Source organism: Acidovorax sp. LjRoot204 (assembly GCF_056175785.1).
The window spans coordinates 1-25,304 of sequence record NZ_JBGFFF010000068.1; the positions used below are offsets into that span (position 1 = coordinate 1).

26 protein-coding genes and 1 tRNA gene are annotated in these 25,304 nt (G+C 62.3%); 18 read left to right on the top strand and 9 right to left on the bottom strand.

All coding sequences use genetic code 11. The features are described from left to right. The coding region (locus tag AC04MI_RS13420) for an NAD(P)-dependent oxidoreductase (RefSeq protein ID WP_476497969.1) at positions 1-567 on the bottom strand (567 nt) is incomplete at its 3' end. A 300-nt stretch (positions 568-867) separates the two neighbouring features. Here AC04MI_RS13420 and ugpB point away from each other — a divergent pair. The 6 genes from ugpB to ugpQ all read left to right on the top strand — a co-directional run bounded on the left by ugpB (position 868) and on the right by ugpQ (position 6,240). Then, positions 868-2,181, top strand: a complete 1,314-nt coding sequence (ugpB, locus tag AC04MI_RS13425; RefSeq protein WP_056060369.1) for a sn-glycerol-3-phosphate ABC transporter substrate-binding protein UgpB — start codon at positions 868-870, stop codon at positions 2,179-2,181. 120 nt (positions 2,182-2,301) lie between these two features. Further along, a complete protein-coding gene (gene ugpA, locus AC04MI_RS13430; RefSeq protein ID WP_015012736.1) occupies positions 2,302-3,183 on the top strand; it encodes a sn-glycerol-3-phosphate ABC transporter permease UgpA in 882 nt (293 codons plus the stop codon). Positions 3,184-3,185: 2 nt separating this feature from the next. Further along, positions 3,186-4,037, top strand: coding sequence for a sn-glycerol-3-phosphate ABC transporter permease UgpE (ugpE, locus tag AC04MI_RS13435; protein WP_476497970.1), 852 nt, complete (start codon positions 3,186-3,188; stop codon positions 4,035-4,037). 61 nt (positions 4,038-4,098) lie between these two features. Beyond that, positions 4,099-5,109 (top strand): sn-glycerol-3-phosphate ABC transporter ATP-binding protein UgpC, encoded by a 1,011-nt coding sequence (ugpC, locus tag AC04MI_RS13440; RefSeq protein ID WP_476497971.1) that lies wholly within the window; start codon positions 4,099-4,101, stop codon positions 5,107-5,109. A gap of 4 nt (positions 5,110-5,113) precedes the next feature. Further along, complete coding sequence (locus AC04MI_RS13445; protein WP_099731083.1) at positions 5,114-5,482, top strand: bleomycin resistance protein; 369 nt, start codon at positions 5,114-5,116, stop codon at positions 5,480-5,482. Continuing rightward, positions 5,479-6,240, top strand: coding sequence for a glycerophosphodiester phosphodiesterase (gene ugpQ / locus AC04MI_RS13450; RefSeq protein WP_436079253.1), 762 nt, complete (start codon positions 5,479-5,481; stop codon positions 6,238-6,240). The genes AC04MI_RS13445 and ugpQ overlap by 4 nt, the downstream gene beginning before the upstream one ends. Positions 6,241-6,350: 110 nt before the next feature. Here ugpQ and AC04MI_RS13455 read toward each other — a convergent pair whose 3' ends face one another. Beyond that, positions 6,351-7,319 carry a Bug family tripartite tricarboxylate transporter substrate binding protein gene (locus tag AC04MI_RS13455; protein ID WP_476497972.1) on the bottom strand — a complete coding sequence of 323 codons (969 nt, stop codon included), beginning with the start codon at positions 7,317-7,319 and terminating at the stop codon, positions 6,351-6,353. A 172-nt stretch (positions 7,320-7,491) separates the two neighbouring features. Next, on the bottom strand, positions 7,492-7,770 hold the full coding sequence (locus tag AC04MI_RS13460) for a hypothetical protein (protein WP_436079251.1): 279 nt from the start codon (positions 7,768-7,770) through the stop codon (positions 7,492-7,494). A gap of 72 nt (positions 7,771-7,842) precedes the next feature. Here AC04MI_RS13460 and hemA point away from each other — a divergent pair, with 72 nt between their 5' ends. The 6 genes from hemA (at position 7,843) to paeA (ending at position 14,357) form a co-directional block, all read left to right on the top strand. Further along, positions 7,843-9,174, top strand: a complete 1,332-nt coding sequence (gene hemA / locus AC04MI_RS13465; RefSeq protein ID WP_476497973.1) for a glutamyl-tRNA reductase — start codon at positions 7,843-7,845, stop codon at positions 9,172-9,174. A gap of 112 nt (positions 9,175-9,286) precedes the next feature. Beyond that, positions 9,287-10,375, top strand: a complete 1,089-nt coding sequence (gene prfA, locus AC04MI_RS13470) for a peptide chain release factor 1 (protein ID WP_476497974.1) — start codon at positions 9,287-9,289, stop codon at positions 10,373-10,375. A 72-nt stretch (positions 10,376-10,447) separates the two neighbouring features. After that, complete coding sequence (gene prmC, locus AC04MI_RS13475) at positions 10,448-11,293, top strand: peptide chain release factor N(5)-glutamine methyltransferase (RefSeq protein WP_476497975.1); 846 nt, start codon at positions 10,448-10,450, stop codon at positions 11,291-11,293. Positions 11,294-11,353: 60 nt separating this feature from the next. Next, entirely contained in the window at positions 11,354-11,677 is a 324-nt protein-coding gene (gene grxD, locus AC04MI_RS13480; protein ID WP_056060339.1) for a Grx4 family monothiol glutaredoxin, read from the top strand. A 156-nt stretch (positions 11,678-11,833) separates the two neighbouring features. Next, complete coding sequence (locus AC04MI_RS13485) at positions 11,834-12,841, top strand: AAA family ATPase (RefSeq protein ID WP_099731088.1); 1,008 nt, start codon at positions 11,834-11,836, stop codon at positions 12,839-12,841. A 172-nt stretch (positions 12,842-13,013) separates the two neighbouring features. Continuing rightward, positions 13,014-14,357, top strand: coding sequence for a polyamine export protein PaeA (gene paeA / locus AC04MI_RS13490; protein WP_099731089.1), 1,344 nt, complete (start codon positions 13,014-13,016; stop codon positions 14,355-14,357). A gap of 37 nt (positions 14,358-14,394) precedes the next feature. Here the strand turns inward: paeA and AC04MI_RS13495 are convergent, their stop codons facing one another. Both AC04MI_RS13495 and AC04MI_RS13500 read right to left on the bottom strand, forming a co-directional pair. Next, positions 14,395-15,102, bottom strand: coding sequence for a lytic transglycosylase domain-containing protein (locus AC04MI_RS13495; protein WP_476497977.1), 708 nt, complete (start codon positions 15,100-15,102; stop codon positions 14,395-14,397). After that, positions 15,099-16,841 (bottom strand): proline--tRNA ligase, encoded by a 1,743-nt coding sequence (locus AC04MI_RS13500; RefSeq protein ID WP_476497978.1) that lies wholly within the window; start codon positions 16,839-16,841, stop codon positions 15,099-15,101. The genes AC04MI_RS13495 and AC04MI_RS13500 overlap by 4 nt, the downstream gene beginning before the upstream one ends. A 93-nt stretch (positions 16,842-16,934) precedes the next feature. Between AC04MI_RS13500 and AC04MI_RS13505 the strand changes: the two genes are divergently transcribed. After that, positions 16,935-17,612 carry an RNA pyrophosphohydrolase gene (locus AC04MI_RS13505; RefSeq protein WP_476497984.1) on the top strand — a complete coding sequence of 226 codons (678 nt, stop codon included), beginning with the start codon at positions 16,935-16,937 and terminating at the stop codon, positions 17,610-17,612. A gap of 107 nt (positions 17,613-17,719) precedes the next feature. Here the strand turns inward: AC04MI_RS13505 and proB are convergent, their stop codons facing one another. The 4 genes from proB to rplU all read right to left on the bottom strand — a co-directional run bounded on the left by proB (position 17,720) and on the right by rplU (position 20,778). Then, positions 17,720-18,862 carry a glutamate 5-kinase gene (gene proB / locus AC04MI_RS13510; protein ID WP_476497979.1) on the bottom strand — a complete coding sequence of 381 codons (1,143 nt, stop codon included), beginning with the start codon at positions 18,860-18,862 and terminating at the stop codon, positions 17,720-17,722. 90 nt (positions 18,863-18,952) lie between these two features. Continuing rightward, positions 18,953-20,023 carry an Obg family GTPase CgtA gene (gene cgtA, locus AC04MI_RS13515; RefSeq protein ID WP_476497980.1) on the bottom strand — a complete coding sequence of 357 codons (1,071 nt, stop codon included), beginning with the start codon at positions 20,021-20,023 and terminating at the stop codon, positions 18,953-18,955. Positions 20,024-20,193: 170 nt separating this feature from the next. Beyond that, entirely contained in the window at positions 20,194-20,451 is a 258-nt protein-coding gene (gene rpmA / locus AC04MI_RS13520) for a 50S ribosomal protein L27 (protein ID WP_005794180.1), read from the bottom strand. A gap of 15 nt (positions 20,452-20,466) precedes the next feature. Beyond that, complete coding sequence (rplU, locus tag AC04MI_RS13525) at positions 20,467-20,778, bottom strand: 50S ribosomal protein L21 (RefSeq protein ID WP_476497981.1); 312 nt, start codon at positions 20,776-20,778, stop codon at positions 20,467-20,469. A gap of 235 nt (positions 20,779-21,013) precedes the next feature. Between rplU and AC04MI_RS13530 the strand changes: the two genes are divergently transcribed. From AC04MI_RS13530 to AC04MI_RS13550, 5 genes are all read left to right on the top strand, one after another. Next, the gene (locus tag AC04MI_RS13530; RefSeq protein WP_436079248.1) at positions 21,014-21,943 is read left to right on the top strand and encodes a polyprenyl synthetase family protein; all 930 of its coding nucleotides are present in this window, start codon (positions 21,014-21,016) and stop codon (positions 21,941-21,943) included. Positions 21,944-21,982: 39 nt separating this feature from the next. Further along, positions 21,983-22,059 (top strand) — tRNA-Pro (locus tag AC04MI_RS13535). A gap of 135 nt (positions 22,060-22,194) precedes the next feature. Next, positions 22,195-23,934: a type IV-A pilus assembly ATPase PilB gene (pilB, locus tag AC04MI_RS13540; RefSeq protein ID WP_476497982.1), complete on the top strand. Its 1,740-nt coding sequence runs from the start codon at positions 22,195-22,197 to the stop codon at positions 23,932-23,934. A gap of 20 nt (positions 23,935-23,954) precedes the next feature. Then, positions 23,955-25,175, top strand: coding sequence for a type II secretion system F family protein (locus AC04MI_RS13545; RefSeq protein ID WP_476497983.1), 1,221 nt, complete (start codon positions 23,955-23,957; stop codon positions 25,173-25,175). Continuing rightward, positions 25,175-25,304, top strand: a 130-nt coding sequence (locus tag AC04MI_RS13550) for a prepilin peptidase (protein ID WP_476497985.1), incomplete at its 3' end; no start/stop codon positions are given. The genes AC04MI_RS13545 and AC04MI_RS13550, both read left to right, overlap by 1 nt.

Here is a 25,304-nt window from a genome sequence, read left to right on the forward strand (position 1 = left end):
GCCCAGGGGCAGCTTGTTGACCACATCAAAGAAGGCCACGTGCATGCCCATGGCCTCGGCCAGCACCGASAGYTGGGYGCCGATGGAGCCGTAGCCCACGATGCCCAGGGTCTTGCCRCGGATCTCATACGCGTTATCGGCGCTCTTGAGCCAGCCGCCCCGGTGGGCCACCGCGTTTTTCTCGGGCACGCCACGCAGCAGCAAAATGGCTTCGGCCAGGACCAGTTCGGCCACCGAGCGGGTGTTGGAGTACGGCGCGTTGAACACCGCAATGCCGCGCTCGCGCGCCGCGTTCAGGTCCACCTGGTTGGTGCCAATACAAAAGCAGCCCACGGCCACCAGCTTATGGGCCTGGGCAAACACCTCTTCGGTCAGCTGCGTGCGCGAGCGAATGCCCACAAAGTGCACATCGGCGATCTTGCGCTTCAGTTCCTCGTCCGGCAGCGCACCGGACACCGTCTCGATCTGCGTATAGCCTGCCGCCCGGATCACATCCACTGCGGAGGAGTGGATGCCTTCGAGCAGCAGAAACTTGATCTTGTTCTTGTCGAGCGAATTGGTGGCCATGGCGATGAAGGAGAAGGGATAGGAGAAGGAAACGCCCGGCGCGCGACGGCGCGAACGAACCGAGGGTGCCCACGCATGTGAACAGTCACCAGCATGGTGCATTGCACAAAACCTTGCAAGCCTCGGCAAATGCGCCACACCTTGTCACAAAAAGGTCACAATCGCACCCCTCACGGGTACCCCAAGGGGTTTCCCCGGTTGTTGCAGGGCGCGGGCTCATGCGACAACGACATATCAATGTCACAGAGGCTGCATAGCATCCGGCCCTTGTGCTTTTCGTCATCCTCGGAGGAAATATTCATGAAAACGAAGCTTCTGGCGGTCTGCGCTGCTGTTGCCATGTCGGTCTGCGCACCTGCGCAAGCACAGGCACCCATTGAGATCCAATGGTGGCACTCGATGAGTGCAGCGCTGGGCGACTGGGTCAACGACTTGGCCAAGCAATACAACGCCAGCCAATCCCAGTACAAGGTCGTGCCCACGTACAAGGGCCAGTATGACGAATCGATGACCGGCGCCATTGCCGCCTTCCGCGCTGGCAATGCCCCCCACATCCTGCAAGTGTTCGAAGTGGGCACCGCCACCATGATGGCCAGCAAGGGCGCCATYGTGCCTGCAGCCAAGGTGCTGAACGACGCGGGCTTCAAGTTTGAACCCACCGAGTATGTGTCCGCAGTGGCCGGTTACTACACCGCCCCCAACGGCCAGATGCTGAGCTACCCGCTCAACAGCTCGACCACCATCTTCTATTACAACAAGGACGCCTTCAAGAAGGCTGGTCTGGACGCCGACAAGCCGCCCAAGACCTGGCCCGAAGTGTTTGCCGCCGCTTCCAAGCTCAAGGCCAGCGGCCACAGCTGCCCGTTCACCACCAGCTGGGTGAGCTGGACGCAGCTGGAGAGCTTCTCGCTGTGGCACAACACCCTGTTCGCCTCCAAGAACAACGGCTTTGACGGCAACGACGCGCAACTGCAGATCAACACCCCGCTGCACGTTCGCCACTTCGAGAACCTGGCCAAGGCCTCCAAGGAAGGCAGCTTTGTCTACAAGGGCCGCAACAACACGGCCGATGCGTCCTTCCCCTCTGGTGAATGCGCCATGATCACCGGCTCGTCGGGCCTGTACGCCCGCGTGGCCAAGGAAGCAAAGTTTGCCTACGGCATCTCCACCCTGCCTTACTACCCCGATGTGAAGGGTGCCCCACAGAACACCGCCATCGGCGGCGCCAGCCTGTGGGTGATGGCCGGCAAGAAGCCCGAGGAATACAAGGGCGTGGCCAGCTTCCTGAACTTCCTGAACGACACCAAGGTGCAGGCTGCCAGCCACCAGCGCACCGGCTACCTGCCCGTGACCATGGGCGCCTACAAGCTCACCGAGGCGTCTGGCTTCTATGACAAGAACCCCGGCACCGACGTGGCCGTGACGCAGATGATCCGCAAGGCCACCGACAAGTCGCGTGGCATCCGCCTGGGCAACTTCGTGCAAATCCGCTCGATCATCGACGAGGAAACCGAACAGATCTGGTCGGGCAAGAAGTCGCCCAAGGAAGCCCTGGACACCGCCGTGACACGTGGCAACGAGCAGCTGGCCCGCTTCGCACGCGCCAACAAGTAAGCACGGTCCACCATCTGTCGATGCCACCTGGCCACCCGGCTGGGCGACATCGAAAGCCCGCCGCCCCGTCAACCAACCTGGTTCACGGGGCGGCGGGGTTTTCTTTTTGAGAGTTTCGTCATGGAAAAACGCGTACTTTTCCGCTCTGCGTGGCTACCCTGGGTGCTTCTGGCTCCCCAGCTGGTCATCATCAGCGTGTTCTTCTTCTGGCCCGCAGGCCAGGCCCTGGTGCAGTCRTTCCAGATGCAGGACAGCTTTGGCATGTCCACCGAATGGGTGGGGCTGGACAACTTCAAGGCCCTGTTTGAAGACCCGGGCTATCTCGCCTCGTTCAAGACCACGGCCTTCTTCTCGATCCTGGTGGCGGTGGTGGGCATCGGCCTGTCGCTGATCCTCGCGATCTTCGCCGACCGCATCATCAAGGGCGCCATCGTCTACAAGACCGCCCTGCTGCTGCCCTACGCCGTTGCCCCCGCGGTGGCAGGGGTGCTGTGGATGTTCATGTTCTCGCCCTCGCTGGGTGTGGTGGCCTACATGCTGCGCCAGTCGGGCTTTGACTGGAACCACATGCTCAACTCCGACCACGCGATGACGCTGATCGTGATTGCAGCGGTGTGGAAGCAGATCTCCTACAACTTCCTGTTTTTCCTCGCAGGTTTGCAGTCCATCCCCAAGTCGCTGATCGAAGCCGCCGCCATCGACGGTGCGGGCCCCTGGCGCCGGTTCTGGAGCATTCAGTTCCCGCTGCTGTCGCCCACCACGTTCTTCCTGCTAGTGATCAACGTCGTGTACGCGTTCTTCGACACCTTTGCCATCGTGGACTCGACCACCCAGGGCGGTCCCGGGCGCGATACCTCCATCCTGGTCTACAAGGTGTACCACGATGGTTTCAAGGCCATGGACATGGGCGGATCGGCCGCGCAATCGGTGGTGCTGATGGCCATCGTGGTGGTGCTCACCGTCATTCAGTTCCGCTACGTTGAGAAAAAGGTTCAATACTAAAAATGGTCGAACGCAGCCCCTATCTCACCGCGTTCTCGCACCTCATCATGGTGCTGGGCGTGATCATCGTCGGCTTCCCGCTGTACCTGGCCTTCGTGGCCTCCACCCATACCGCACAGGACATCGTTCAGGTGCCCATGCCCATGGTGCCCGGCAGCAACTTCTGGCAGACCTACCACGACGCGCTGTTTGGCGGCGGCGCGGGTGCGGGCTCCACTGCGCCTGTGGCTCGCATGATGTGGGTGAGTTTTGTCACCGCCATGGTCATCACGGTGGGCAAGATCGCSATSTCGCTGCTGTCGGCGTTTGCCATCGTGTACTTCCGCTTCCCCTTCAAGGGCATCTGCTTCTGGCTGATCTTCATCACGCTGATGCTGCCCGTGGAGGTGCGCATCGGGCCTACCTACCAGGTCGTATCCAACCTGGGCATGCTCAACACCTACGCGGGCCTCACGGTGCCGCTGATCGCCTCGGCCACCGCCACCTTCCTGTTCCGCCAGTTCTTCCTGACGGTGCCCGATGAGCTCGTGGAGGCCGCACGTGTGGACGGCGCCGGTCCGATGCGCTTTTTCAAGGACATCCTGGTGCCGCTGTCGCGCACATCGGTTGCCGCACTGTTCGTGATCCAGTTCATCTACGGCTGGAACCAGTACCTGTGGCCGCTCTTGGTGACCACGTCCGAAGACATGTACCCGGTGGTCATCGGCATCAAGCGCATGCTGGCCGGTGGCGACGCAGGCAACGAATGGAACATCGTGATGGCCACGGCCCTCCTGGCCATGCTGCCGCCCGCCTTTGTGGTGGTGGTCATGCAACGCTGGTTCGTCAAGGGCCTGGTGGACACCGAAAAATAAGACAAAACTCCTGCAAGCGCTTGTTCAATAAGCTCCTGTAGCTATCAAATTCATTGCACATATGGCATCCCTCTCTCTTCGCAACATCGTCAAGCGCTACGGCGTGGGCCCCAAGGCCAACCAGGTCATCCACGGCGTGAACGCCGAGGTCAAGGACGGCGAGTTCGTCGTCATCGTCGGCCCCTCGGGCTGCGGCAAGTCCACCCTGCTGCGCATGGTCGCGGGCCTGGAAGAAATCTCCGGCGGCGAACTGCGCATTGGCGACCGTGTGGTCAACGACCTGGAACCCGCCCAGCGCGACATCGCSATGGTGTTCCAGAACTACGCGCTGTAYCCGCACATGASSRWSTTCRAGAACATGGCCTATGGCCTGAAGATCGCCAAGGTACCCAAGGAAGAGATCAAGGCGCGCGTCGACAAGGCCGCCAAGATCCTCGARCTGGGCCACCTGCTGGAGCGCAAGCCGCGCGAGCTSTCGGGCGGCCAGCGCCAGCGCGTGGCCATGGGSCGYGCCATCGTGCGCSASCCCMAGGTGTTCCTGTTYGACGAGCCGCTSTCCAACCTSGACGCCAAGCTGCGCGCCCAGACCCGCCTCGAAATCCAGAAGCTGCACCGCGAACTGGGCATCACCAGCCTGTTCGTGACACACGACCAGGTCGAGGCCATGACGCTGGCCCAGCGCATGATCGTGATGAACGCGGGCAACATGGAGCAGTTCGGCACGCCCGAAGAGGTCTACMACMSGCCCGCCWCCACCTTCGTKGCCAGYTTCATCGGCTCGCCGCCGATGAACCTGCTCAAAAACGCACCAGGCGCCAAACCGGGCACCATTTTGGGCATCCGCCCGGAGCATCTGGATGTGCGCAGCGAGGGTTGGGCCGTTACCGTCGAAACTGTGGAGTTGCTGGGTGCCGAGCGCCTGATCTACGGCCGCATCAACGGCGAACAGATCATCGTGCGGGTAGAAGAAGGCACCCACGCGCCGCAGCCGGATGCGGTGATCCACGTCGTGCCCCGTCCCGACCGCCTGCACGCTTTCGATGCCACCACCGGTAAACGCATCCCCGACTGAGCCCGTGCAGCCGCCTGAAGCCGCCGGCGCCGGGCGCGGGGTTCTGGCCACCGTGCCGGTGCTGGCCTCGCTACACCTGGCGGAGACCTTGCAGTTCTACGTCGAGCGGCTGGGTTTCACCGCACTGCTGGAGATGGACAACTACCTGATCCTGCAGCGCGATGGCTGCGAGCTGCACTTCTGGCCCTGCACCGAGCGCCACATTGCAGAAAACACTTCATGCTACGTGCGTGCAGACACCGGATTGCTGCACGCGGATTTCACGGCACGCGGCCTGCAACTGGCACCTCCCACTGTCCAGCCCTGGGGCATGAAGGAGATGTATGTCATCGACCCCCATGGCAACCTGCTGAAATTTGGTGAACCCGCATGAGCGCACCCTCGTCTACCCTCGCCCCCTGGCCCTACCCCCGCTGGATCGCCCACCGCGGCGCAGGCAAGCTGGCCCCTGAGAACACCTTGGCCGCCTTCCGGCTGGGTGCCCAATACGGCTACCGCATGTTCGAGTGCGACGCCAAGCTCAGCAGCGACGGCGTGCCTTTTCTGATGCACGATGCCACGCTGGAGCGCACGACCAACGGCCACGGCACCGGCGGCGACCGGCCCTGGGCCCAGCTCGCCCAGCTGGATGCAGGAGGCTGGCATTCCCGCAGCTACGCTGGCGAGCCCCTTCCCACACTGGAGAGCCTGGCGCGCTACTGCATTGCCAACGGGTTTTTCCTGAACATCGAGATCAAGCCCACACCAGGCCAGGAAGAAATTACCGGCCGCGTGGTGGGCGAATACGCCGCACGGCTGTGGCAAGGGCAGGCCATGCCGCCCTTGTTCTCGTCGTTCAAGCCCGAGGCGCTGGCGGGCGCCATGGCCACCGCGCCCCACCTGCCCCGCGCGCTGCTCATCGACGCGCTGTGGGACGGATGCTTTGACAAGGCGCAGGCGCTCGGCTGTGTGGCCATCGTGTGCAACCACGCGCTGTGGGACCCGGCCCTGGTGGCGCAAGTCCACGGCATGGGCATGCGCACGCTGAGCTACACGGTGAACGACGACTGGGCGGCGCAGCGCCTCATCGCGCTGGGCACGGACGGCATCATCACCGACCGSGTCGACTTCTTCTCGCCCGCCACGCCGTAGGGCGCATCTACCAACCAACCCCGCCCCAAGCCAGCGCCACCGGGCATCGGGTTTGCCGGGCCACCGGTGGAGTCCCCCTGCAGGGTGAAGGCGCGCAGCGCCTCAGGGGGTCAATCGAGTTTCGCGCCAGACTTCTTGACGGCGTCGGCCCAGCGGGGCATCTCCGCGGCCAGGAACTTGGCAAAGTCGTCCGCGCCCAGAAACGCCGGATCGGCCCCCTGGCTCACCATGCGGTTGCGCACATCGGGCATCTGCAACACCTGGCCAAAAGCGTCACTGAGCTTGTTGACCACGTCCTTGGGCGTGCCTGCAGGGGCCAGAAAGCCATAGAAGCCCACCACCTCRAAGCCCTTGAYGCCSSWCTCGATCACCGTSGGCACMTCSGGCAGCGCRGGGTTGCGCTCCTTGCTGGTCACGGCCAGGGCGCGCACCTTGCCTTGCTTGTGGTAGGACGCAGCCTGCGGAATGCTCTCGGCCATGAACTGCACCTGCCCGCCCATGAGGTCGGTGAATGCCGGCGCGCTGCCCCGGTAGGGGATGTGCACCATGAACAGGCCCGTGGCGGTCTTGAACATCTCGGGCACCAGGTGGCTGATGCCGCCATTGCCCGCCGAGCCAAAGTTGACCTGACCAGGCCGCGACTTGGCATAGGCCATGAACTCCTGCAGATTCTTGGCGGGCACGCTGGTGTTGACCAGCAAGGCCAGCGGCTGCATGGCCGTGCGCGCCACGGGCACAAAGTCCTTGAGGGTGGCATAGGGCAGGCGGCTGTACAGCGCGGGGTTGATGACCATCACCCCCGTGTTGGCCAGCATGATGGTGTGGCCGTCAGGGGGCGCTTTCATCACCTCCTGCGCGCCCACGGTGCCACCGGCTCCGGCCTTGTAGTCCATCACCACCGGCTGGCCCAGCACGGTCTGCAGTTTGTCGGACAGCAGGCGCGCATGCTGGTCCAGCGGCCCGCCGGCGGGGAAGCCCACCACGATACGGATGGGCTTGGACGGAAACGCCTGCGCATGCACGGCGGCAGCAAAGGCCAGGCCTGCGGCCAGGGTGATGCAGGTACGCAGCAGTTTCATGGGGTTGTCTCCAGCATTGGTTGTGGGTGTGAGGGATGCTTGCCACTTCCKTCGGCGCGGGCCATGGCGGCCGCATTGGAAGATGCAAAGAGGCTATCAGACCCCAGGGCGCGACAGCCCTCCAAAGCACCTCTCGCAAACCCTCAAGACACGTGACGGCTTGCTGAAAGCTTCAAGCCTTCCAGCCCCGCACCAGCACCCACTGGCAGGTGGCGCAGGCCACCACCAGCGCGGCATAGGTGAGCATCTTGCCGTCACGTCCCCACAGCACCAGCCCTGCCGCGAGCACCGCCCCCCCCACGGCAAACAGAATCGCCCAACGCAGCCACACAGACATCGCAGAGGCACTGCGGGAGCCCACCAGACGGCCCGAAAGCACCAACACCAGCGCCATGGCGGCAGCGGGTGCGACAAAGTTGAGGAGGTGGTTGACGATGTCCAGCGGACCCATGGAATTGACCCAAATCAAGGCTTGAACAAGCAAGGCCGCCTGTTCGGGCCAACAATTTTATAATTGCAGCTTATGGCAGTCTGGGCCCTCGGCATCAACCACACCACCGCGCCGCTCGATCTGCGCGGCCGGTTTGCGTTTGCGCTCGATCAGATCGCCCCCACATTGCACGGTTTGCGCCAGTCGCTGGGCAACTCTGGCGGCACTGCCAGCCGCCACCCCGGGGTGGAAACCGCAATCATCTCCACCTGCAATCGCACCGAAATTTACTGTGCCGGCGACCAGCCCGCAGTGGACCACACGCTGGGCTGGCTGGCCCACAGCGGCGGCGTGAGCCCCGCGCTGCTGCGCTCGCACTCCTACACGCTGGAAGACAGCCTCGTCGCACGCCACGCCTTCCGCGTGGCCAGCGGGCTCGATTCCATGGTGCTGGGCGAGGCCCAGATCCTGGGCCAGATGAAAGACGCGGTGCGCGCCGCCGAGACGGCCGGCGCTTTAGGCACCACGCTCAACCAGCTGTTCCAGCGCAGCTTTGCCGTGGCCAAGGAGGTGCGCACCAGCACCGAGATCGGCGCACACAGCATCAGCATGGCAGCCGCCGCCGTGCGCCTGGCCAGCCAGCTGTTTGAAGACCTCTCCAAGATCCGCGTGCTGTTCGTCGGCGCGGGCGARATGATCGAGCTGTGCGCCACGCACTTCGCCGCCAAGAACCCCAAGCAGATCGCCATTGCCAACCGCACGCTGGAACGCGGCGAAAAGCTCGCCACCCGCTTTGGCGGCGAGGTAATGCGCCTGGCAGATCTGCCCGAGCGCCTGCACGAATTCGACGCCGTCATCAGCTGCACCGCCAGCAGCCTGCCCATCATCGGCCTGGGCGCTGTGGAGCGCGCACTCAAGAAGCGCCGCCACCGTCCCATGTTCATGGTCGAYCTGGCCGTGCCGCGCGACATCGAGCCCGAGGTCAAGGCCCTGGGCGACGTGTACCTCTACACCGTGGACGACCTGGCCACCGTGGTGCAAACCGCGCAGGCCAACCGCCAGGCCGCCGTGGCGCAGGCCGAGGYCATCATCGACGCSGGCGTGCAGAGCTTCATGCACTGGATGGAGCTGCGCAGCCCCGCCGCGGCCGAGGGTGGCGTGGTGCCGCTGATCCAGCAGCTCAACGCCCAGRCSGACGARTGGCGCGCGCTGGAAATCGCCCGCGCCAAGAAGCTGCTGGCCAAGGGCGAGGACGTGGACGCCGTGCTCGAAGCCCTGTCGCGCGGCCTCACACAGAAAATGCTGCACGGCACCCTGGCCGAGCTGCGCGCGGGCGACGCCGAGATGCGCGCCCAGACGGCCCAGACCGTCTCGCGCCTGTTCCTGCGCTCGCAAAGCAAGACGCCCCACAACAACGGCCTGTAGCGGCGCTCGCCCGCTCCACAGCCGTTCCGATTTGAGTCAAATCGGCCCAGGCGCATGATTTACATGCGCCACCAGCTACCAAATCTGTAGCAAATCCTTTTTCCAGAATTCCATGAAACCCTTTCTCCGAAGCCAGCTGGAGCGCTACGCACAGCGCCTGGGCGAACTCGACTTCCTGCTCTCGCGCGAAGACATCATGAGCGACATGGCGCAGTACCGGCGCATCTCCGTCGAGCATGCCGAGGTCACGCAGGTCGCCGGCCGCTACGCCCGCTACCAGCAGCGTGAGGCCGACCTGGCGGGTGCGCGCGAGATGCTGGCCGACCCCGACATGGCCGAGATGGCACAAGAAGAAATCACCAGTGCCGAAGCCGAACTGCTGCAACTGGAAGACGAACTGCAGCGCCTGCTTTTACCGAAGGACCCCGACGACGCGCGCAACGCGTTTGTGGAAATCCGTGCTGGCACGGGTGGTGACGAATCCGCCCTGTTCGCAGGCGACCTCACGCGCATGTACACCCGCTACGCCGCCAACGTGGGCTGGAAGGTGGAGGTGGTGAGCGAGAACGCGGCCGAGCTCGGCGGCTACAAGGAAATCGTGCTGCGCATAGAGGGGGACCATGTTTACGGGGCTCTCAAATTCGAATCCGGCGGCCACCGCGTGCAGCGCGTGCCCGCCACCGAGACCCAAGGCCGCATCCATACCAGCGCCTGCACCGTGGCCGTGATGCCCGAGCCCGACGAGCACGAGGCCATCAAGCTCAACCCGGCAGACCTGCGCATCGACACCTTTCGCGCCAGCGGCGCCGGTGGCCAGCACATCAACAAGACCGACTCGGCCGTGCGCGTGGTGCACTTGCCCACCGGCATCGTGGCCGAATGCCARGACGRCCGCAGCCAGCACAGCAACAAGGCCAAGGCGCTGCAGGTRCTGYMSGCGCGCATCCAGGARAARGASCGCAGCGARCGCGCCGCCAAGGAGGCCGCGCTGCGCAAGGGCCTGATCGGCAGCGGCGACCGCWSCGACCGCATCCGCACCTACAACTTYCCGCAGGGSCGSCTSACYGACCACCGCATCAAYCTCACGCTGTACAAGCTGCTGGCCGTGATGGAAGGCGACCTGGGCGATGTGCTGCAGGCCCTGCAGCATGCCCGCGAGGCCGAGCAGCTGGAAGAGCTGGAGATGGGCGCCACCGGGTGAGCCAAGCAAGAATTTGAGACAAATTGGCTGGTAGCGCTAGATTCATATGCCTGAACAGCTATCAAAACAATAGTGAACCACACCACCTCTCCCACCCTCGCCCAGGCTTTGGCGCAAGCCCACACCCTGGGCCTGGCGCGTATCGACGCGCAACTGCTGCTGCTGCATGCCGTGGGCCGCCCTGATGCAAGCCGTGCCTGGCTGCTGGCACACGATACCGATGCACTGGACGAGACCACACACACCCAGTTCATCGCCCTGTGCCAGCGCCGCGTAGCGGGCGAGCCCGTGGCCTACCTCACTGGCCGCAAGGAGTTCTACGGCCTGCCGCTGCAGGTGGACGCGCGCGTGCTGGACCCGCGCCCGGACACCGAAACGCTGGTGGACTGGGCGCTGGAGGTGATCGCCCCGCTGACATCACCGCGCGTGGTGGACCTGGGCACCGGCAGCGGCGCGRTYGCGCTGGCRCTGCAAAGCCAGCGTGCCGACGCCCAGATGCTGGCGGTGGATGCCAGCGCCGATGCACTGGCCGTGGCACAAGCCAACGCTGAGCGGCTGGGCCTGCCCGTGCAGTTTCGGCAGGCCAACTGGCTGGTGGGAGTGGAGGGGCCATTCGACGCCATCGTCTCCAACCCGCCCTACATCGCCAGCGCCGACCCACACCTGGCCGCGCTGACCCACGAGCCCCTGCAAGCCCTGGCCAGCGGCGCGGACGGCCTCGAAGACATCCGCGCCATCGTCGCCCAGGCGCCCACCCACCTGCGGCCGGGCGGCTGGCTGCTGCTGGAGCATGGCTACGACCAGGCAGACGCCGTGCAGGCGCTGCTTGCCGCCCAGGGCTTTGTGCAGGTACAAAGCCGCAATGACCTTGCCGACATCGCACGCTGCACAGGCGGGCAATGGCCGACAGTGAAATAATCCCTCCATCGCGGGCCCTCAGCATCCATTCGCCCGCAGCCTCTTTCAAGGAGTTTTCCCATGAGCGACACCCAACAACGCATCGACGGCCTCGTCAAATCCAGCGACATTCTGCTGTTCATGAAGGGCAGCGCCAGCTTCCCTATGTGTGGCTTCTCCGGCCGCGCCATCCAGATCCTCAAGGCCTGTGGCGTGGACCCGAAGAGCGTGGTCACCGTCAACGTGCTCGAAGACGACGAAATTCGCCAGGGCATCAAGGAATACAGCAACTGGCCCACGATCCCGCAGCTGTATGTGAAGGGCGAGTTCATCGGCGGCTCGGACATCATGATGGAGATGTATGAGTCGGGCGAACTCAAGCAAGTGCTGGGCACCGAGGGCTGATCGAAGCGACCCTTGCCTCACCCGCCATCAGGCCGCCTTCGGGCGGCCTTTTTGTTTGCCCGCAACAGAGGCACCAATCAGGGGCTTTTCCGATGGAGCAGCGGGCATGTTGTGTGCTTGAATGATTGCGTGACGTAACCCTCACAGGAGCATGCAATGACCAGCCATAGCCTTGTTCCCCAGCCACCTGCCCTGCGCCTGCCGGTGGCCCAGATGCGCAATGTGTTCCACCCGGGCGATGTCGAACGCAAGCTCGCTCGCCTACAGGAATCCGGCAACCAGAGGGAATACGAAACCCTGCGCACCGTGTACGAACGCATGCTGGAGCGCGGCCCGGAGCGTTTTCAGGTCAAGCCATCGGGCATCCCCGACATGGCCAGCCTGTACGAGCAGTTGCCCAACTTCACCGAGGTGCTGGACGACGTGAAGCGCCACGTGGCGCTGGCGCAGGACAGCAGCGATGGCCTGGAGGTCACGCCCATGCTGCTGCTGGGCCCGCCCGGCATCGGCAAGACCCACTTCGCGCGCCACTTGGCCGAGCTGCTGGGCACGGGCATGAACCTGCTGCCGATGAGTTCCATGACCGCAGGCTGGCTGCTGTCGGGCTCGTCGGCGCAGTGGAAGGGCGCGCGCCCTGGCAAGGTGTTCGAGGCGCTGGTGGAGGGTGAATATGCCAATCCGGTCATCGTGGTGGACGAGATCGACAAGGCCAGCAGCGACGCGCAGTACGACCCGCTGGGCGCGCTGTACAGCTTGCTGGAGTACGACACCGCCCAGAGCTTTACCGATGAGTTTGCCGAGGTGGCCATCGACGCGAGCCAGGTCATCTGGATTACCACCGCGAACGACACACGCGGCATTCCCGATCCCATCCTGAACCGCATGAACGTGTTCGAGGTGGAGGCGCCCACGCTGGAGCAGGCCCGCACCATTGCGCGCAACCTGTACCAGGGCATCCGCGCGGGGCACGACTGGGGCCGCCTGCTGGACCCGGAGCCGACGGACGACGTGCTGGACCACCTGGCACAGATGCCCCCGCGCGAAATGCGGCGGGCGCTGATGACGGGTTTTGGCAATGCGCGGCTGGACCGCCGGTCCACGGTGGAGATCACCGACCTGCCGAAGGCCGCCACGGGGCGCAGCCGGATTGGCTTTGTGCAGTAGATAGCGCGACGCGGTCGCCCGCACGCGCCACCCTTCCCCCTGCCACACCATGCAGTGGCATGGGGCGGCAGGCGGCATGCGTCACAAGGCGCGCCGGCGGGCCCGCTTGCCAGGTGCCCAGATACACTTGGTGGCCCGGTGTACCGCTGTACTCCGGTTCCGCCTTCGTCCCATGACCCTGTCCCAAAGCCTCTTCGTGATCGGGCTGCTGATTGCAGCCAGCGCCTTTTTCTCCATGGCCGAGATTTCGCTCGCGGCCGCCCGCCGCCTGCGCCTGCGCCAGATGGCCGATGAAGGCGACGCGCGTGCGGACCGGGTGCTGCGCATGCAGGAGCAGCCGGGCGACTACTTCACGGTGGTGCAGGTAGGGCAGAACGCCGTGGCCATCCTGGGCGGTATCGTGGGCGAAGGTGCGCTGAGCCCGCATTTCAGCGAACTGTTTGCGCTGTGGATGTCGGGGCCCACGGCCGAGCGGGCGGGGTTCCTGGCGTCTTTCCTCATCATCACCTCGCTGTTCATCCTGTTTGCCGATCTGTTCCCCAAACGCCTGGGCATGGCAGAGCCCGAGCGGCTGGTGGTGCGGCTGGCACAGCCCATGGCCTGGTGCATGACGCTGTTGCGGCCGCTGGTGTGGTTCTACAGCCGGGGGGCCGACGCGCTGTTCCGCCTGTTGGGGTTGTCATCGCTGCGCGATGACCGCATCACGTCAGACGATATCCTGGCCATGATGGAGGCAGGCGCGCGTGCCGGGGTGCTGGCGGCGCGCGAGCAGCAGGTCATCACCAACGTGTTTGAGTTGGACACGCGCACGGTGTCCAGCGCCATGTCGCCGCGCGACCGCATTGCATTTTTTCTGCGCGACGAGCCCGACTCCGTCATCCGCCTGCGCATCGCTGCCGAGCCGTTTTCAACCTACCCGGTGTGCGAAGGCGACATCGACCACGTGGTGGGCTATGTGGATGCCAAGGACCTGTTCCAGCGCGTGCTGAACAACCAGCCGATTTCGCTGGCCGACGACAGCCTGGTGCGCAAGGTGCTGATCGTGCCCGACCGGCTGACCCTGTCGGAGGTGCTGGAGCAGTTCCGCCAAGTCCACGAGGACTTTGCCGTCATCGTGAACGAGTACAGCCTAGTGGTCGGTGTGGTCACGCTCAACGATGTCATGAGCACCGTGATGGGTGACTTGGTGGGCCCGGCGGACGAGGAGCAGATCGTGCGACGGGATGAGAACTCCTGGCTCATCGATGGGGTCACCCCCATTGAGGATGTGCTGCACGCCCTGTCGCTGGACGAGCTGCCGCACACCGGCGAGTACGAAACCCTGGCGGGCTTCCTGATGGTGATGCTGCGCCGCGTGCCGCGCCGCACTGACAGCGTGAGTTGGGGCGGCTACAAGTTTGAGGTGCTGGACGTGGACAGCTACCGCATCGATCAGGTCATGGTCTCCAGGCTGGGCGGTGCCCCTGGTGCATCGGCCCCGAGCCCGTCAGCACCCACGGGACCCGCTGTGGAGTGACCAAGGCGCGGCCCGTGTCACCGCCGCGCTGATCGCTCTATGCGGCCGGCGAATGCGGCCGATCGGCAAACAGCCACTTGCGCTGCGCTCCAAAGACGGCATCGGGGTAAGGCGACCGGCCTCGGCTGCCGTTGTAGCGGCCAAGCGCCATGAACAAATCGCCCTGCTCCCGGTCAATGTAGTGGCGCAGRATSACGCAGCCRAARCGCAGGTTGGTCTGCATGTGRAACAGCTTGSCCGGGTCGCYGTCGCCRATCACGCGSGTCCAGAASGGCATGACCTGCATRTAGCCSCGCGCTCCAACGCTGGACACGGCAAATTTGCGGAACCCACTTTCTACCTGGATCAGCCCCAGGACCAGGGACACGTCCAGCCCGGCGCGCTTGGATTCGTACCAGACCGTCTGCAAAAAGTCGCGGCGTACTTCCAGGTCCGGTTTGCGCGGCCGCAGGCGATCACTCTGCGTACCCAGCCACCGCAGGTAGTGCAGGCGCGCTTCGGTGGTAAAAAACTCCGGCTCGGGCGGCGCCTGGTTGGCAATGGCAGAGCTGAGTGCGGTGCGCACCGAGTCCATCAGGGGCTCCTCCAGCTGCCCGCCGGCGTGCGCCACCTGCGGAGCACCCAGCCAGGCAGCGGGCGCTGCCAGCGAAGCCAGCGACACCAGACAGCCGCGGCGCGACATCCCCACGGGGCCGCCAGAAGTCGCAGCCCACGGAGCGCTCAGAGTGACGCCGCTCTTGCTCATACAGCCATACGACCCTTCACATGGGCCAGGATGTCGGCCACGGCCACCTTGGTGGCTGCGGCGTCCCGGCGGTGCTGGTACTCGACAACACCCTCTTTCAGGCTCTTGTCGCCAATGGTCACGCGGTGTGGCACGCCGATCAATTCCCAGTCGGCAAACATCGCGCCGGGGCGCTCGCCACGGTCGTCCAGGATCACGTCCACGCCCGCAGCCAGCAGGTCGGCATACAGTTGCTCGGCAGTGGCCTTGACGGCCTCGCTGCGGTCCATACCCACGGGGCAGACCACCACGGTGAACGGCGCAATCGCGTCCGGCCAGATGATGCCGCGCTCGTCATGGTTTTGTTCAATGGCGGCGGCAGGCAGGCGTGTCACGCCAATGCCATAGCAACCCATTTCGAAGAACGCGGGCTTGCCGTCGTCGCCCAGGAAGGTCGCGTTCATACCCTTGCTGTACTTGGTACCCAGGTAGAACACATGGCCCACTTCAATGCCGCGCTCGATCGCCAGCTCGCCCTTGCCGTCGGGGGAGCGGTCGCCCGCCACCACGTTGCGCAGGTCGGCCACCATGTCGGGCTCGAGCAGATCGCGGCCCCAGTTGACGCCGGTGATGTGRAAGTCSACCTCGTTGGCGCCGSWGATCCAGTCGGCCATCACAGCGACTTCGCGGTCTGCCACGATCTTCAAAGGCCTCTTCAGGCCGATGGGGCCCAGGTAACCCGGCTTGCAGCCAAAGTGGTCCTCAATTTCGCCCAGCGTCGCGAAGCGGAAGCCCGCCAGTCCGGGCACCTTGCCAACCTTGATCTCGTTCATGTCGTGGTCGCCGCGCAGCAGCAGCAGCCACACCTGGCTCTTGACGATCTCACCCGCTTCGTTGGTTTCGTCCGTGGCCAGCACCAGTGACTTGACCGTGGTGTTCAGCGGAACACCCAGCAGTTCTGCCACATCGGCACAGGTGCTCTTGCCTGGGGTGGCTGTTTTGGTCAGCGCCTGGGTGGCTGCGCCGCGTGGTCCGGTGGGGGCCAGCGCCTCCGCCTTTTCCATATTAGCGGCGTAGTCGCTCTGCGGGCAGTAGACGATGGCGTCTTCGCCCGTGGCGGCAATCACCTGGAATTCTTCCGACAGGTCCCCCCCGATGGCGCCGCTGTCAGCGGCCACGGCACGGTAGGTCAGGCCGAAGCGATCGAAAATCCGCCGGTAGGCTGCGGCCATCACTTGGTAGCTGGCCTTGGCGGCCACTTGGTCGCGGTCAAAGCTGTAGGCATCCTTCATGATGAACTCACGTCCGCGCATGAGGCCAAAACGGGGGCGGCGCTCGTCGCGGAACTTGGTCTGGATCTGGTAAAAGTTCTTCGGCAGCTGCTTGTAACTCTTGAGTTCTTGACGGGCGATGTCAGTGATCACTTCTTCGCTGGTCGGCTGCACCACGAAGTCGCGACCATGGCGATCCTGGATGCGCAGCAGCTCGGGGCCCATTTTCTCAAAGCGCCCCGTTTCCTGCCAGAGCTCAGCGGGCTGCACCACGGGCATGGTCAGCTCGACAGCACCCGCGCGGTTCATYTCTTCRCGCACGATSGCYTCSACCTTGCGGATCACGCGCAGSCCCAKMGGCATGTAGKTRTAGATGCCMGYGCCSAGCTTCTTGATCAGCCCGGCCCGCGTCATGAGTTTGTGGCTGACCACTTCGGCGTCCGCCGGAGCTTCCTTGAGGGTGGAAATGAAGAATTGGGAGGCTTTCATCGGGAGTCGATTGCAGGCAGAACGGGGCCGTCCACTTGCTGCGCGCCAGGCGCCGTGCATAATGGACACAGTTTAAAAATTTGGGGTTTGATTATGCTTGACCGGGACGGCTTTCGGCCGAACGTCGGCATCATCCTGCTCAACCAGARAAACCAGGTKTTYTGGGGCAAGCGCATACGCACSCAYWSCTGGCAGTTCCCGCARGGYGGCATYGACCGSGGCGARASYCCCGAGCAAGCCATGTTCCGTGAACTGCAYGAGGAGGTGGGATTATTGCCCAACCACGTTCGCGTGGTGGCCCGCACCCGGGACTGGTTGCGCTATGAGGTGCCTGACCGGTACATCCGCCGCGATGCGCGCGGCCACTACAAGGGCCAGAAGCARATCTGGTACCTGTTGCAATTGATGGGGCACGACTGGGATCTGAACCTGCGTGCGACCAATCACCCGGAGTTTGACGCTTGGCGGTGGAACGACTACTGGGTTCCGCTGGATGTGGTGGTCGAGTTCAAACGCGGTGTCTATGAGATGGCGCTCACCGAACTGGCCCGCTATCTGCCGCGACACGAGCAGCGCAACCGCTATTTGCGCAGCGGTTTACGCACCCGCGAGGGTGAACATGCGGGCGTCGCCAACATGTTCCGCACGGGCTCCATGCTGGTCAACCCTGGCATGGAGCTGCCTCCAGGCGCCAGTTTTGATCCCGATCCTCAAAACAGCATGCCGGGAGAACTCGACGGCATGCCATCGGTATCAGACACACCGCGCTGACCCTGGCATCGCACCATGAAAAAACGCCTGCATCTGCAGGCGTTTTGTTTTGATGGGCGAATCCGCTCAGTCCTGAATCGACAAGGATTGATGCGCGCAGCCAGTCCCTATGCGCCCTGCGCCAACACGAGATTGTCGCGGTGCACCATTTCCGGCTCTGCCATGTAGCCCAGCAGTTTCTCAAACTCCGTCGACGGCTTGCGGCACAGAAGGCGGGCTTCCGCCGCTGCATAGTTGGCCAAGCCGCGTGCAATCTCTGCCCCAGACCCGTCGCGCACGGCAATCACGTCGCCGCGCGAAAAGTCCCCCTCCACTGCCGTCATGCCGATGGGCAGCAGGCTTTTGCCTTCGTCGCGCACCTTGGCAGCAGCCCCAGCGTCCACCACCACAGACCCACGCAGTTGCAAATGGTCCGCCATCCACTGCTTGCGGGCCTGCTTTTTCTGTGTCTGGGCAACCAGCAAAGTACCCAACGCCTCACCACTCACCAAACGGACCAATACGTCGGATTCGCGTCCCCAGGCAATCACGGTSGAKGCGCCMGAGCCKGCMGCGCGCTTGGCMGCSAGRATCTTGGTGATCATGCCGCCTTTGCCAATGCTTGAGCCTGCACCGCCCGCCATCGCTTCCAGAGCAAGATCACCCGCCTTGGCCTCATGCACAAACTGCGCAGACGGATCACGGCGTGGGTCGGCGGTGTAGAGCCCCTTCTGGTCCGTGAGGATGATCAGGGCATCGGCTTCCACGAGGTTGGCCACCAGCGCACCCAGCGTGTCGTTGTCGCCAAACTTGATCTCGTCATTGACCACCGTGTCGTTTTCGTTGATCACCGGCACAACACCCAAACGCAGCAGCGTGAGCAAGGTGGAGCGCGCATTGAGRTAGCGCTCRCGGTCSGCCAGRTCGGCATGGGTSAGCAGCACCTGSGCGCTGCCSATCCSSTKCTCGCGCAGCTTGGTTTCGTACATCTGCGCCAGCCCCATCTGCCCCACCGCAGCAGCAGCCTGCAGTTCGTGGATTTCCTGGGGTCTTGTGGTCCAGCCCAGGCGCTTCATGCCTTCGGCAATGGCACCGCTGGACACCATTACCACCTCGCGTGGGGCACCCCCAACACCGCGCACCAGCGCGGCCAGTTGGCGACTCCACTCACCGATGGCGGTTTCATCCAGTCCACGCCCTTCGTTGGTCACAAGGCTGGAGCCCACCTTCACCACGATGCGGCGGGCATCTCTCAATACGCTGGAAACCATTTTGATGTCTTTGATGCCGATAACGCTACTGCTTCATGCCTGAGTAGCTATTAAAAATGTAGCAATTCCTATCCTCTGAGCGCCCACGCGTCAGGCTGGCGTATCGCCGGCGAAACGGGGATCCACCTCCACCGGCTCGTTCTCCGTGCGCTGCTCGGACTGCACATGGCGGAAGATGGCGTGAATCAGCGGCTCGCAGCCCTCACGCGTGAGGGCCGAGATCTCAAACACCGGCCCCTTCCATTTGAAGCGCTTCACAAAATCCTTCACGCGCGCCTCACGCTCATCAGCGGGAACCATGTCCAGCTTGTTCAGCACCAGCCAACGCGGCTTGTTGTACAGCTGCTGGTCGTATTTCTTGAGCTCGTTCACGATGGCCTTGGCCTGAGCCACCGGGTCCACAGCATCGTCAAACGGCGCCAAGTCCACGATGTGCAACAGCAAACGCGTGCGTTGCAGGTGGCGCAGGAACTGGTGGCCCAAGCCTGCGCCCTCAGAAGCTCCCTCGATCAGACCGGGGATGTCGGCTACAACAAAGCTCTGCTCAGGCCCCACCCGCACGACGCCCAGGTTGGGGTGCAGCGTGGTGAACGGGTAATCCGCAATCTTCGGTCGCGCATTGGACACGGCCGTGATGAAGGTGGACTTGCCGGCGTTGGGCATGCCCAGCAGSCCSACRTCGGCSAGMACCTTSAGCTCSAGCTTCAAATTCTTTTTCTCGCCCGGCCAGCCCGGSGTYTTYTGRCGCGGSGCSCGGTTGATSGCGCTCTTGAARCGCATGTTGCCGAAGCCGCCRTCRCCGCCYTTGGCGATGGTGAYGACCTCGCCCGGGGTCAGCAGCTCATACAGAACTTCACCCGTCTCGGCGTCGGTGATGATGGTCCCGACCGGCATCTTGAGTGTGATGTCCGTACCCGCCGCGCCGAACATATCGGAGCCCATGCCATGCTCACCGCGTTTGGCCTCGTGACGGCGCGAGTAGCGATAGTCCACCAGGGTATTCAGGTTGGGATCGGCCACAGCAAACACATGCCCCCCGCGCCCACCGTCACCACCATTGGGACCGCCGAACTCCTTGTATTTTTCGTGCCGGAACGACACGCAGCCATTGCCACCATCACCTGCGGCAATGTCAATAAAGGCTTCGTCGACGAACTTCATGGGGTATCCAGTTTACAAAAGAGGCCGTACTGTCGGCTGCTGGCCAATTGTGGCGGAACAGCAGGGGCCATTCCAGGCACCACAGGCCAAAGGCGCACCAGCGACGCGTGCAGACCAAACAACAAAGCCCCGGCAAAGCGGGGCTTCGATCGTTGCCGGAGGAGCGATCCTCAGGCGGGAGTCACATTGACCGTGGACTTGGACAATGCACCCTTGGTACCGAACGACACGTGGCCGTCCACCAGGGCAAACAAGGTGTGATCCTTGCCAACGCCGACATTGGTGCCGGGGTGAAAACGTGTGCCACGCTGGCGCACGATGATCGAACCAGCGCTGATCAGTTCACCACCGAAGGCCTTGACACCCAACATCTTTGGCTTGGAGTCACGCCCGTTTCGCGTAGAGCCGCCGCCTTTTTTCTGTGCCATGACTAGCTCCTTCGATTAAGCAGCAATCGCACCGATTTGCAGCTCAGTGAACTGCTGGCGATGGCCTTGGCGTTTTTGATAGTGCTTGCGACGGCGCATCTTGAAGATGYGCACYTTGTCGTGCTTGCCGTGGGCCACGACMGTGRCTKTCACSGTTGCGCCGGACACCAGGGGCGTACCAACCTTCAGTTCAGCGCCGTTGCCGACAGCCAGAACCTGGTCGATCACAATTTCCTGGCCTACGTCCGCAGCAATCTGTTCTACTTTAATTTTTTCGCCGGAAGCAACGCGATACTGCTTGCCGCCGGTTTTTATGACCGCGTACATGTTGACCTCTTGATATGAGTTCTGCAGACGAATTTCCGCAGAGCCCGCGAGTATAACGCATCTGGCATCACCTCGCCAGCCCCACGCGCATCAGTCAATTCGGCGTGACCAGCACGCCACCGTCCTCGTCAGCCATGTAGCGGGCCTTCCTATAATTCGGGCACTTTCTGTGACCACCATCTTGACTGACCATACCGCCCCCGCAGCTTCCCCCCTCACGCTCGTTGCACAAGACATGCACGAGGTCGACAAGGTCATCGGTCAGCGTCTGACATCGAGCGTCCCCTTGGTGGCCCAGATCTCGCAATACATCATTGCAGCTGGCGGCAAGCGTCTGCGCCCCGCTCTGCTGCTGATGGTGTGCGGAGCCTTGGGCTACCGTGGCACACATCGTTACAGCCTTGCGGCAGTGGTCGAGTTGATTCACACCGCAACACTGCTGCATGACGATGTGGTGGATGCATCCACCCTGCGCCGCGGCCGCCCCACAGCCAACGAAACCTTTGGCAACCCTGCCAGCGTTCTGGTGGGCGACTTTCTGCACACCCGGTCATTTCAGATGATGGTCGAGGCTGGAAGCATGCGCATCATGGAAATCCTCTCCGAGGCTACGAACGTGATTGCAGAAGGCGAAGTGCTCCAGCTGATGAACATGCACGACGCCTCACTGGATGAAGCGGGCTATCTGCGTGTCATCCGCTCCAAAACAGCCAAACTTTTTGAAGCCAGCGCCCGCCTCGGCGCCGTTCTGGCCAACAGCCCCCCCGATGTGGAAGAGGCATGCGCAACTTATGGACAGGCACTGGGTACCGCATTCCAGATCATTGACGATGTGCTGGACTACGACGGCGACACCGTAGAGATGGGCAAAAATCTGGGTGACGACTTGAGAGAAGGCAAATCCACCCTCCCCCTGATCGCCGCCATGGAACGAGGCACCCCCAGCCAGGCGGAAATCGTTCGCCAAGCCATCGAACAAGGTTCGACCGAACGATTAGAAGAAGTCGTGGGCATCGTCCGCTCGACAGGCGCCCTAGACGTTACCCGCGTCGCAGCCTTCGCTGAAGCGCACCGCGCCATGGCTGCCGCCCGACGATTACCCGCAAATGCCTACTCGGAGGGTTTGCTAGAATTGGCAGCCCAATTGCTGGGGCGGCGAAATTAAAAGAGGCACCAGATCACTCGCGGGTGCTTTTACAAGCTGCGGGGTGTAGCTTAGCCTGGTAGAGCGCTACGTTCGGGACGTAGAGGCCGGAGGTTCGAATCCTCTCACCCCGACCATATATCGCAGTATGGTCACCTACCAAAATCCCACCCGTTTGTGGCGCCGTTGCCAATATGCGCCGCTGTACAGCCCATGGTTGATCGGTGATGATAGGATGGTTTCTTTTCCACACCTAACACATTCTCGGTTACATGGCCGCTGTTGATACTGCCCTCAAAGAAGCCTCTGCAGTAGCCCTGCCGGGGCTCGGCCGCGCCCTGATGTCTGCGGGCAAGCTGACCCAAAAGTCAGCAGAAGACATTTACAAAAAATCACAAATAAGCCGGACCAGTTTCATTGCCGAACTGACGGGCTCTGGGGCTGTTTCTGCAGCGGATCTGGCGCACACGGTATCTGCAGTTTTTGGTGCACCACTGCTCGACTTGGACGCCATTGATCCTTTGCGCTTGCCAAAGGAGCTTCTGGATAACAAGATATGTCAAGCATATCGCGTGGTGGTCCTGAGCAAGCGCAACAACCGGTTGATCGTCGCAACGGCTGATCCGACCGACCAAGAAGCTGCAGAGAAAATTAAATTCACCACCCAAATGGGTGTGGATTGGATTATTGCGGAATATGACAAACTCAGCCGACTCGTAGAAGCCACCACCAAATCTACAAGCGAATCCATGGATACGCTAATCAGTGGAGGAGGAGACTTTGCTTTTGACGATGTTGCTATTGAAGATGCGCCTGAAGAAGCGGATACAGGAACAACGGAAGTTGAAGATGCACCTATCGTCAAGTTCCTGCACAAAATGCTGCTCGACGCCTTCAATATGCGCGCCTCCGATTTGCATTTTGAGCCTTACGAACACCAATACCGAGTCCGTTTCCGCATTGACGGAGAACTGCGCGAAATAGCCTCCCCACCGATCGCAATCAAAGACAAGCTCGCGTCCCGTATCAAGGTGATTTCGCGCCTGGATATTTCCGAGAAGCGCGTKCCSCARGACGGCCGCATGAAGCTCAAGKTGGGGCCGGATCGCGTAATCGATTTTCGGGTAAGCACTTTGCCCACCCTGTTTGGCGAGAAAATCGTGATCCGTATTTTGGATCCGAGCAGCGCCAAGCTTGGGATCGATGCACTTGGCTATGAACCCGTGGAGAAGGAACGATTACTCCAGGCGATTGGTCGTCCTTACGGAATGATTCTGGTCACAGGCCCTACGGGCTCTGGCAAGACGGTGTCCTTGTACACCTGTCTGAATCTGCTGAACAAGCCGGGGGTCAATATCGCAACCGCCGAAGACCCTTCTGAAATCAATTTGCCTGGCGTCAATCAGGTGAACGTGAATGAAAAAGCCGGTATGACCTTTGCTGTGGCACTGAAGTCGTTTCTGCGCCAGGATCCCGACATCATCATGGTGGGTGAAATCCGGGATCTGGAAACTGCAGATATTTCCATCAAGGCGGCGCAGACAGGTCACCTTGTGCTTTCCACGCTGCACACGAACGACGCGCCCACGACGCTCACGCGGATGCGCAATATGGGTATAGCGCCGTTCAACATCGCTTCCAGCGTGATTTTGATCACGGCGCAACGTTTGGCGCGTCGATTGTGCCCCGTATGCAAGGTTCCCGCAGATATACCCCATGAGACTTTGGTGGAGGCGGGATACGAGGAACATGACATTGACGGCTCCTGGGTGACCTATCGTCCCGTAGGATGCTCGGCCTGCAATAACGGCTACAAGGGCCGACTCGGCATCTATCAAGTAATGCCTATTTCCGAGGAGATCCAGCGCATCATTTTGCGCGACGGGAGTGCACTGGAGATTGCAGAGCAGGCACGCGCCGAGGGTGTTCGTTCGCTGCGCGAATCCGGGCTCTACAAAGCCAAATTGGGTCTGACTTCCCTTGAGGAAGTTCTGGCCGTCACCAACGAATAGCATCCACGGACGAGGGCACCATGGCGACCGCAGCATCAACCAAAGATATCAAGGATTTTGTCTTCGAGTGGGAGGGCAAGGACCGCAACGGAAAGATCGTTCGTGGCGAAATCCGCGCGGTTGGAGAAAACCAAGTGCAGGCGACCTTGCGTCGCCAAGGGGTTTTCCCCACCAAAATCAAGAAGCGCCGCATGCGTTCGGGCAAAAAAATCAAGCCCAAGGACATTGCGCTATTTACCCGCCAGCTGGCAACCATGATGAAGGCTGGCGTCCCCCTATTGCAGGCCTTCGACATTGTGGGTCGAGGCAATACCAATGCCAGCGTCACCAAGCTGCTCAATGACATCCGTTCCGATATCGAGACAGGGACATCGCTCAACGGGGCCTTCAGAAAGTACCCGATGTACTTTGACAGCCTCTACTGCAACTTGGTAGAGGCGGGCGAGGCTGCGGGTATTTTGGAAGCCCTGCTGGATCGGTTGGCCACATACATGGAGAAAACCGAGGCGATCAAGTCGAAGATCAAGTCGGCCCTCATGTACCCCATTTCCGTGGTGATCGTGGCTTTCGTGGTGGTGACCGTCATCATGATTTTCGTCATTCCAGCGTTCAAGGAGGTCTTCACGTCTTTCGGAGCCGACCTCCCAGCACCTACATTGTTTGTGATGGCCATCAGCGAGGTATTTGTCAAATGGTGGTGGCTGATATTTGGCGTCATCGGTGGAGGCTTTTTCTTTTTCATGCAGGCATGGCGTCGTAATGAAAAGATGCAGATGTTCATGGATCGGCTTCTGTTGYGGCTTCCCGTGTTTGGCGCCTTGATTGACAAATCCTGTGTCGCGCGCTGGACCCGGACGTTATCCACCATGTTCGCGGCGGGTGTGCCCCTGGTAGAGGCTCTCGATTCTGTAGGCGGAGCCGCAGGTAATTCGGTGTATTCCATGGCAACGGACAAGATCCAGCAGGAAGTCTCKACMGGCACCAGCCTCACGGCAGCCATGGGCAATGCCAATATTTTTCCCTCCATGGTGCTGCAGATGTGCGCGATTGGCGAAGAATCCGGCTCTATCGACCACATGCTTGGCAAGGCTGCCGACTTCTATGAAGCTGAGGTGGATGACATGGTGGCTGGCCTGTCCAGCCTGATGGAGCCCATCATCATCGTGTTTCTGGGTACGCTCATCGGCGGTATCGTGGTTTCTATGTACCTTCCCATCTTCAAGCTCGGTCAGGTCGTGTAATGGTGTTGGACGCGTGGTGGGACGCCGTTTTCGGCGGCGTGATTGGGTTGCTTTTCGGCAGTTTTCTGAATGTAGTTATTTACCGCCTTCCCAAAATGATGGAGAGGCAATGGGCGGCAGAGCTGGCAC

Bases quoted from the DNA above. Each gene is read 5' to 3' on its own strand.
- AC04MI_RS13460 (WP_436079251.1), bottom strand. From the start codon at position 7,770: ATGGGTCCGCTGGACATCGTCAACCACCTCCTCAACTTTGTCGCACCC.
- paeA (WP_099731089.1), top strand. From the start codon at position 13,014: ATGACCCTGTCCCAAAGCCTCTTCGTGATCGGGCTGCTGATTGCAGCC.
- AC04MI_RS13485 (WP_099731088.1), top strand. From the start codon at position 11,834: ATGACCAGCCATAGCCTTGTTCCCCAGCCACCTGCCCTGCGCCTGCCG.
- AC04MI_RS13530 (WP_436079248.1), top strand. From the start codon at position 21,014: ATGCACGAGGTCGACAAGGTCATCGGTCAGCGTCTGACATCGAGCGTC.
- grxD (WP_056060339.1), top strand. From the start codon at position 11,354: ATGAGCGACACCCAACAACGCATCGACGGCCTCGTCAAATCCAGCGAC.
- rpmA (WP_005794180.1), bottom strand. From the start codon at position 20,451: ATGGCACAGAAAAAAGGCGGCGGCTCTACGCGAAACGGGCGTGACTCC.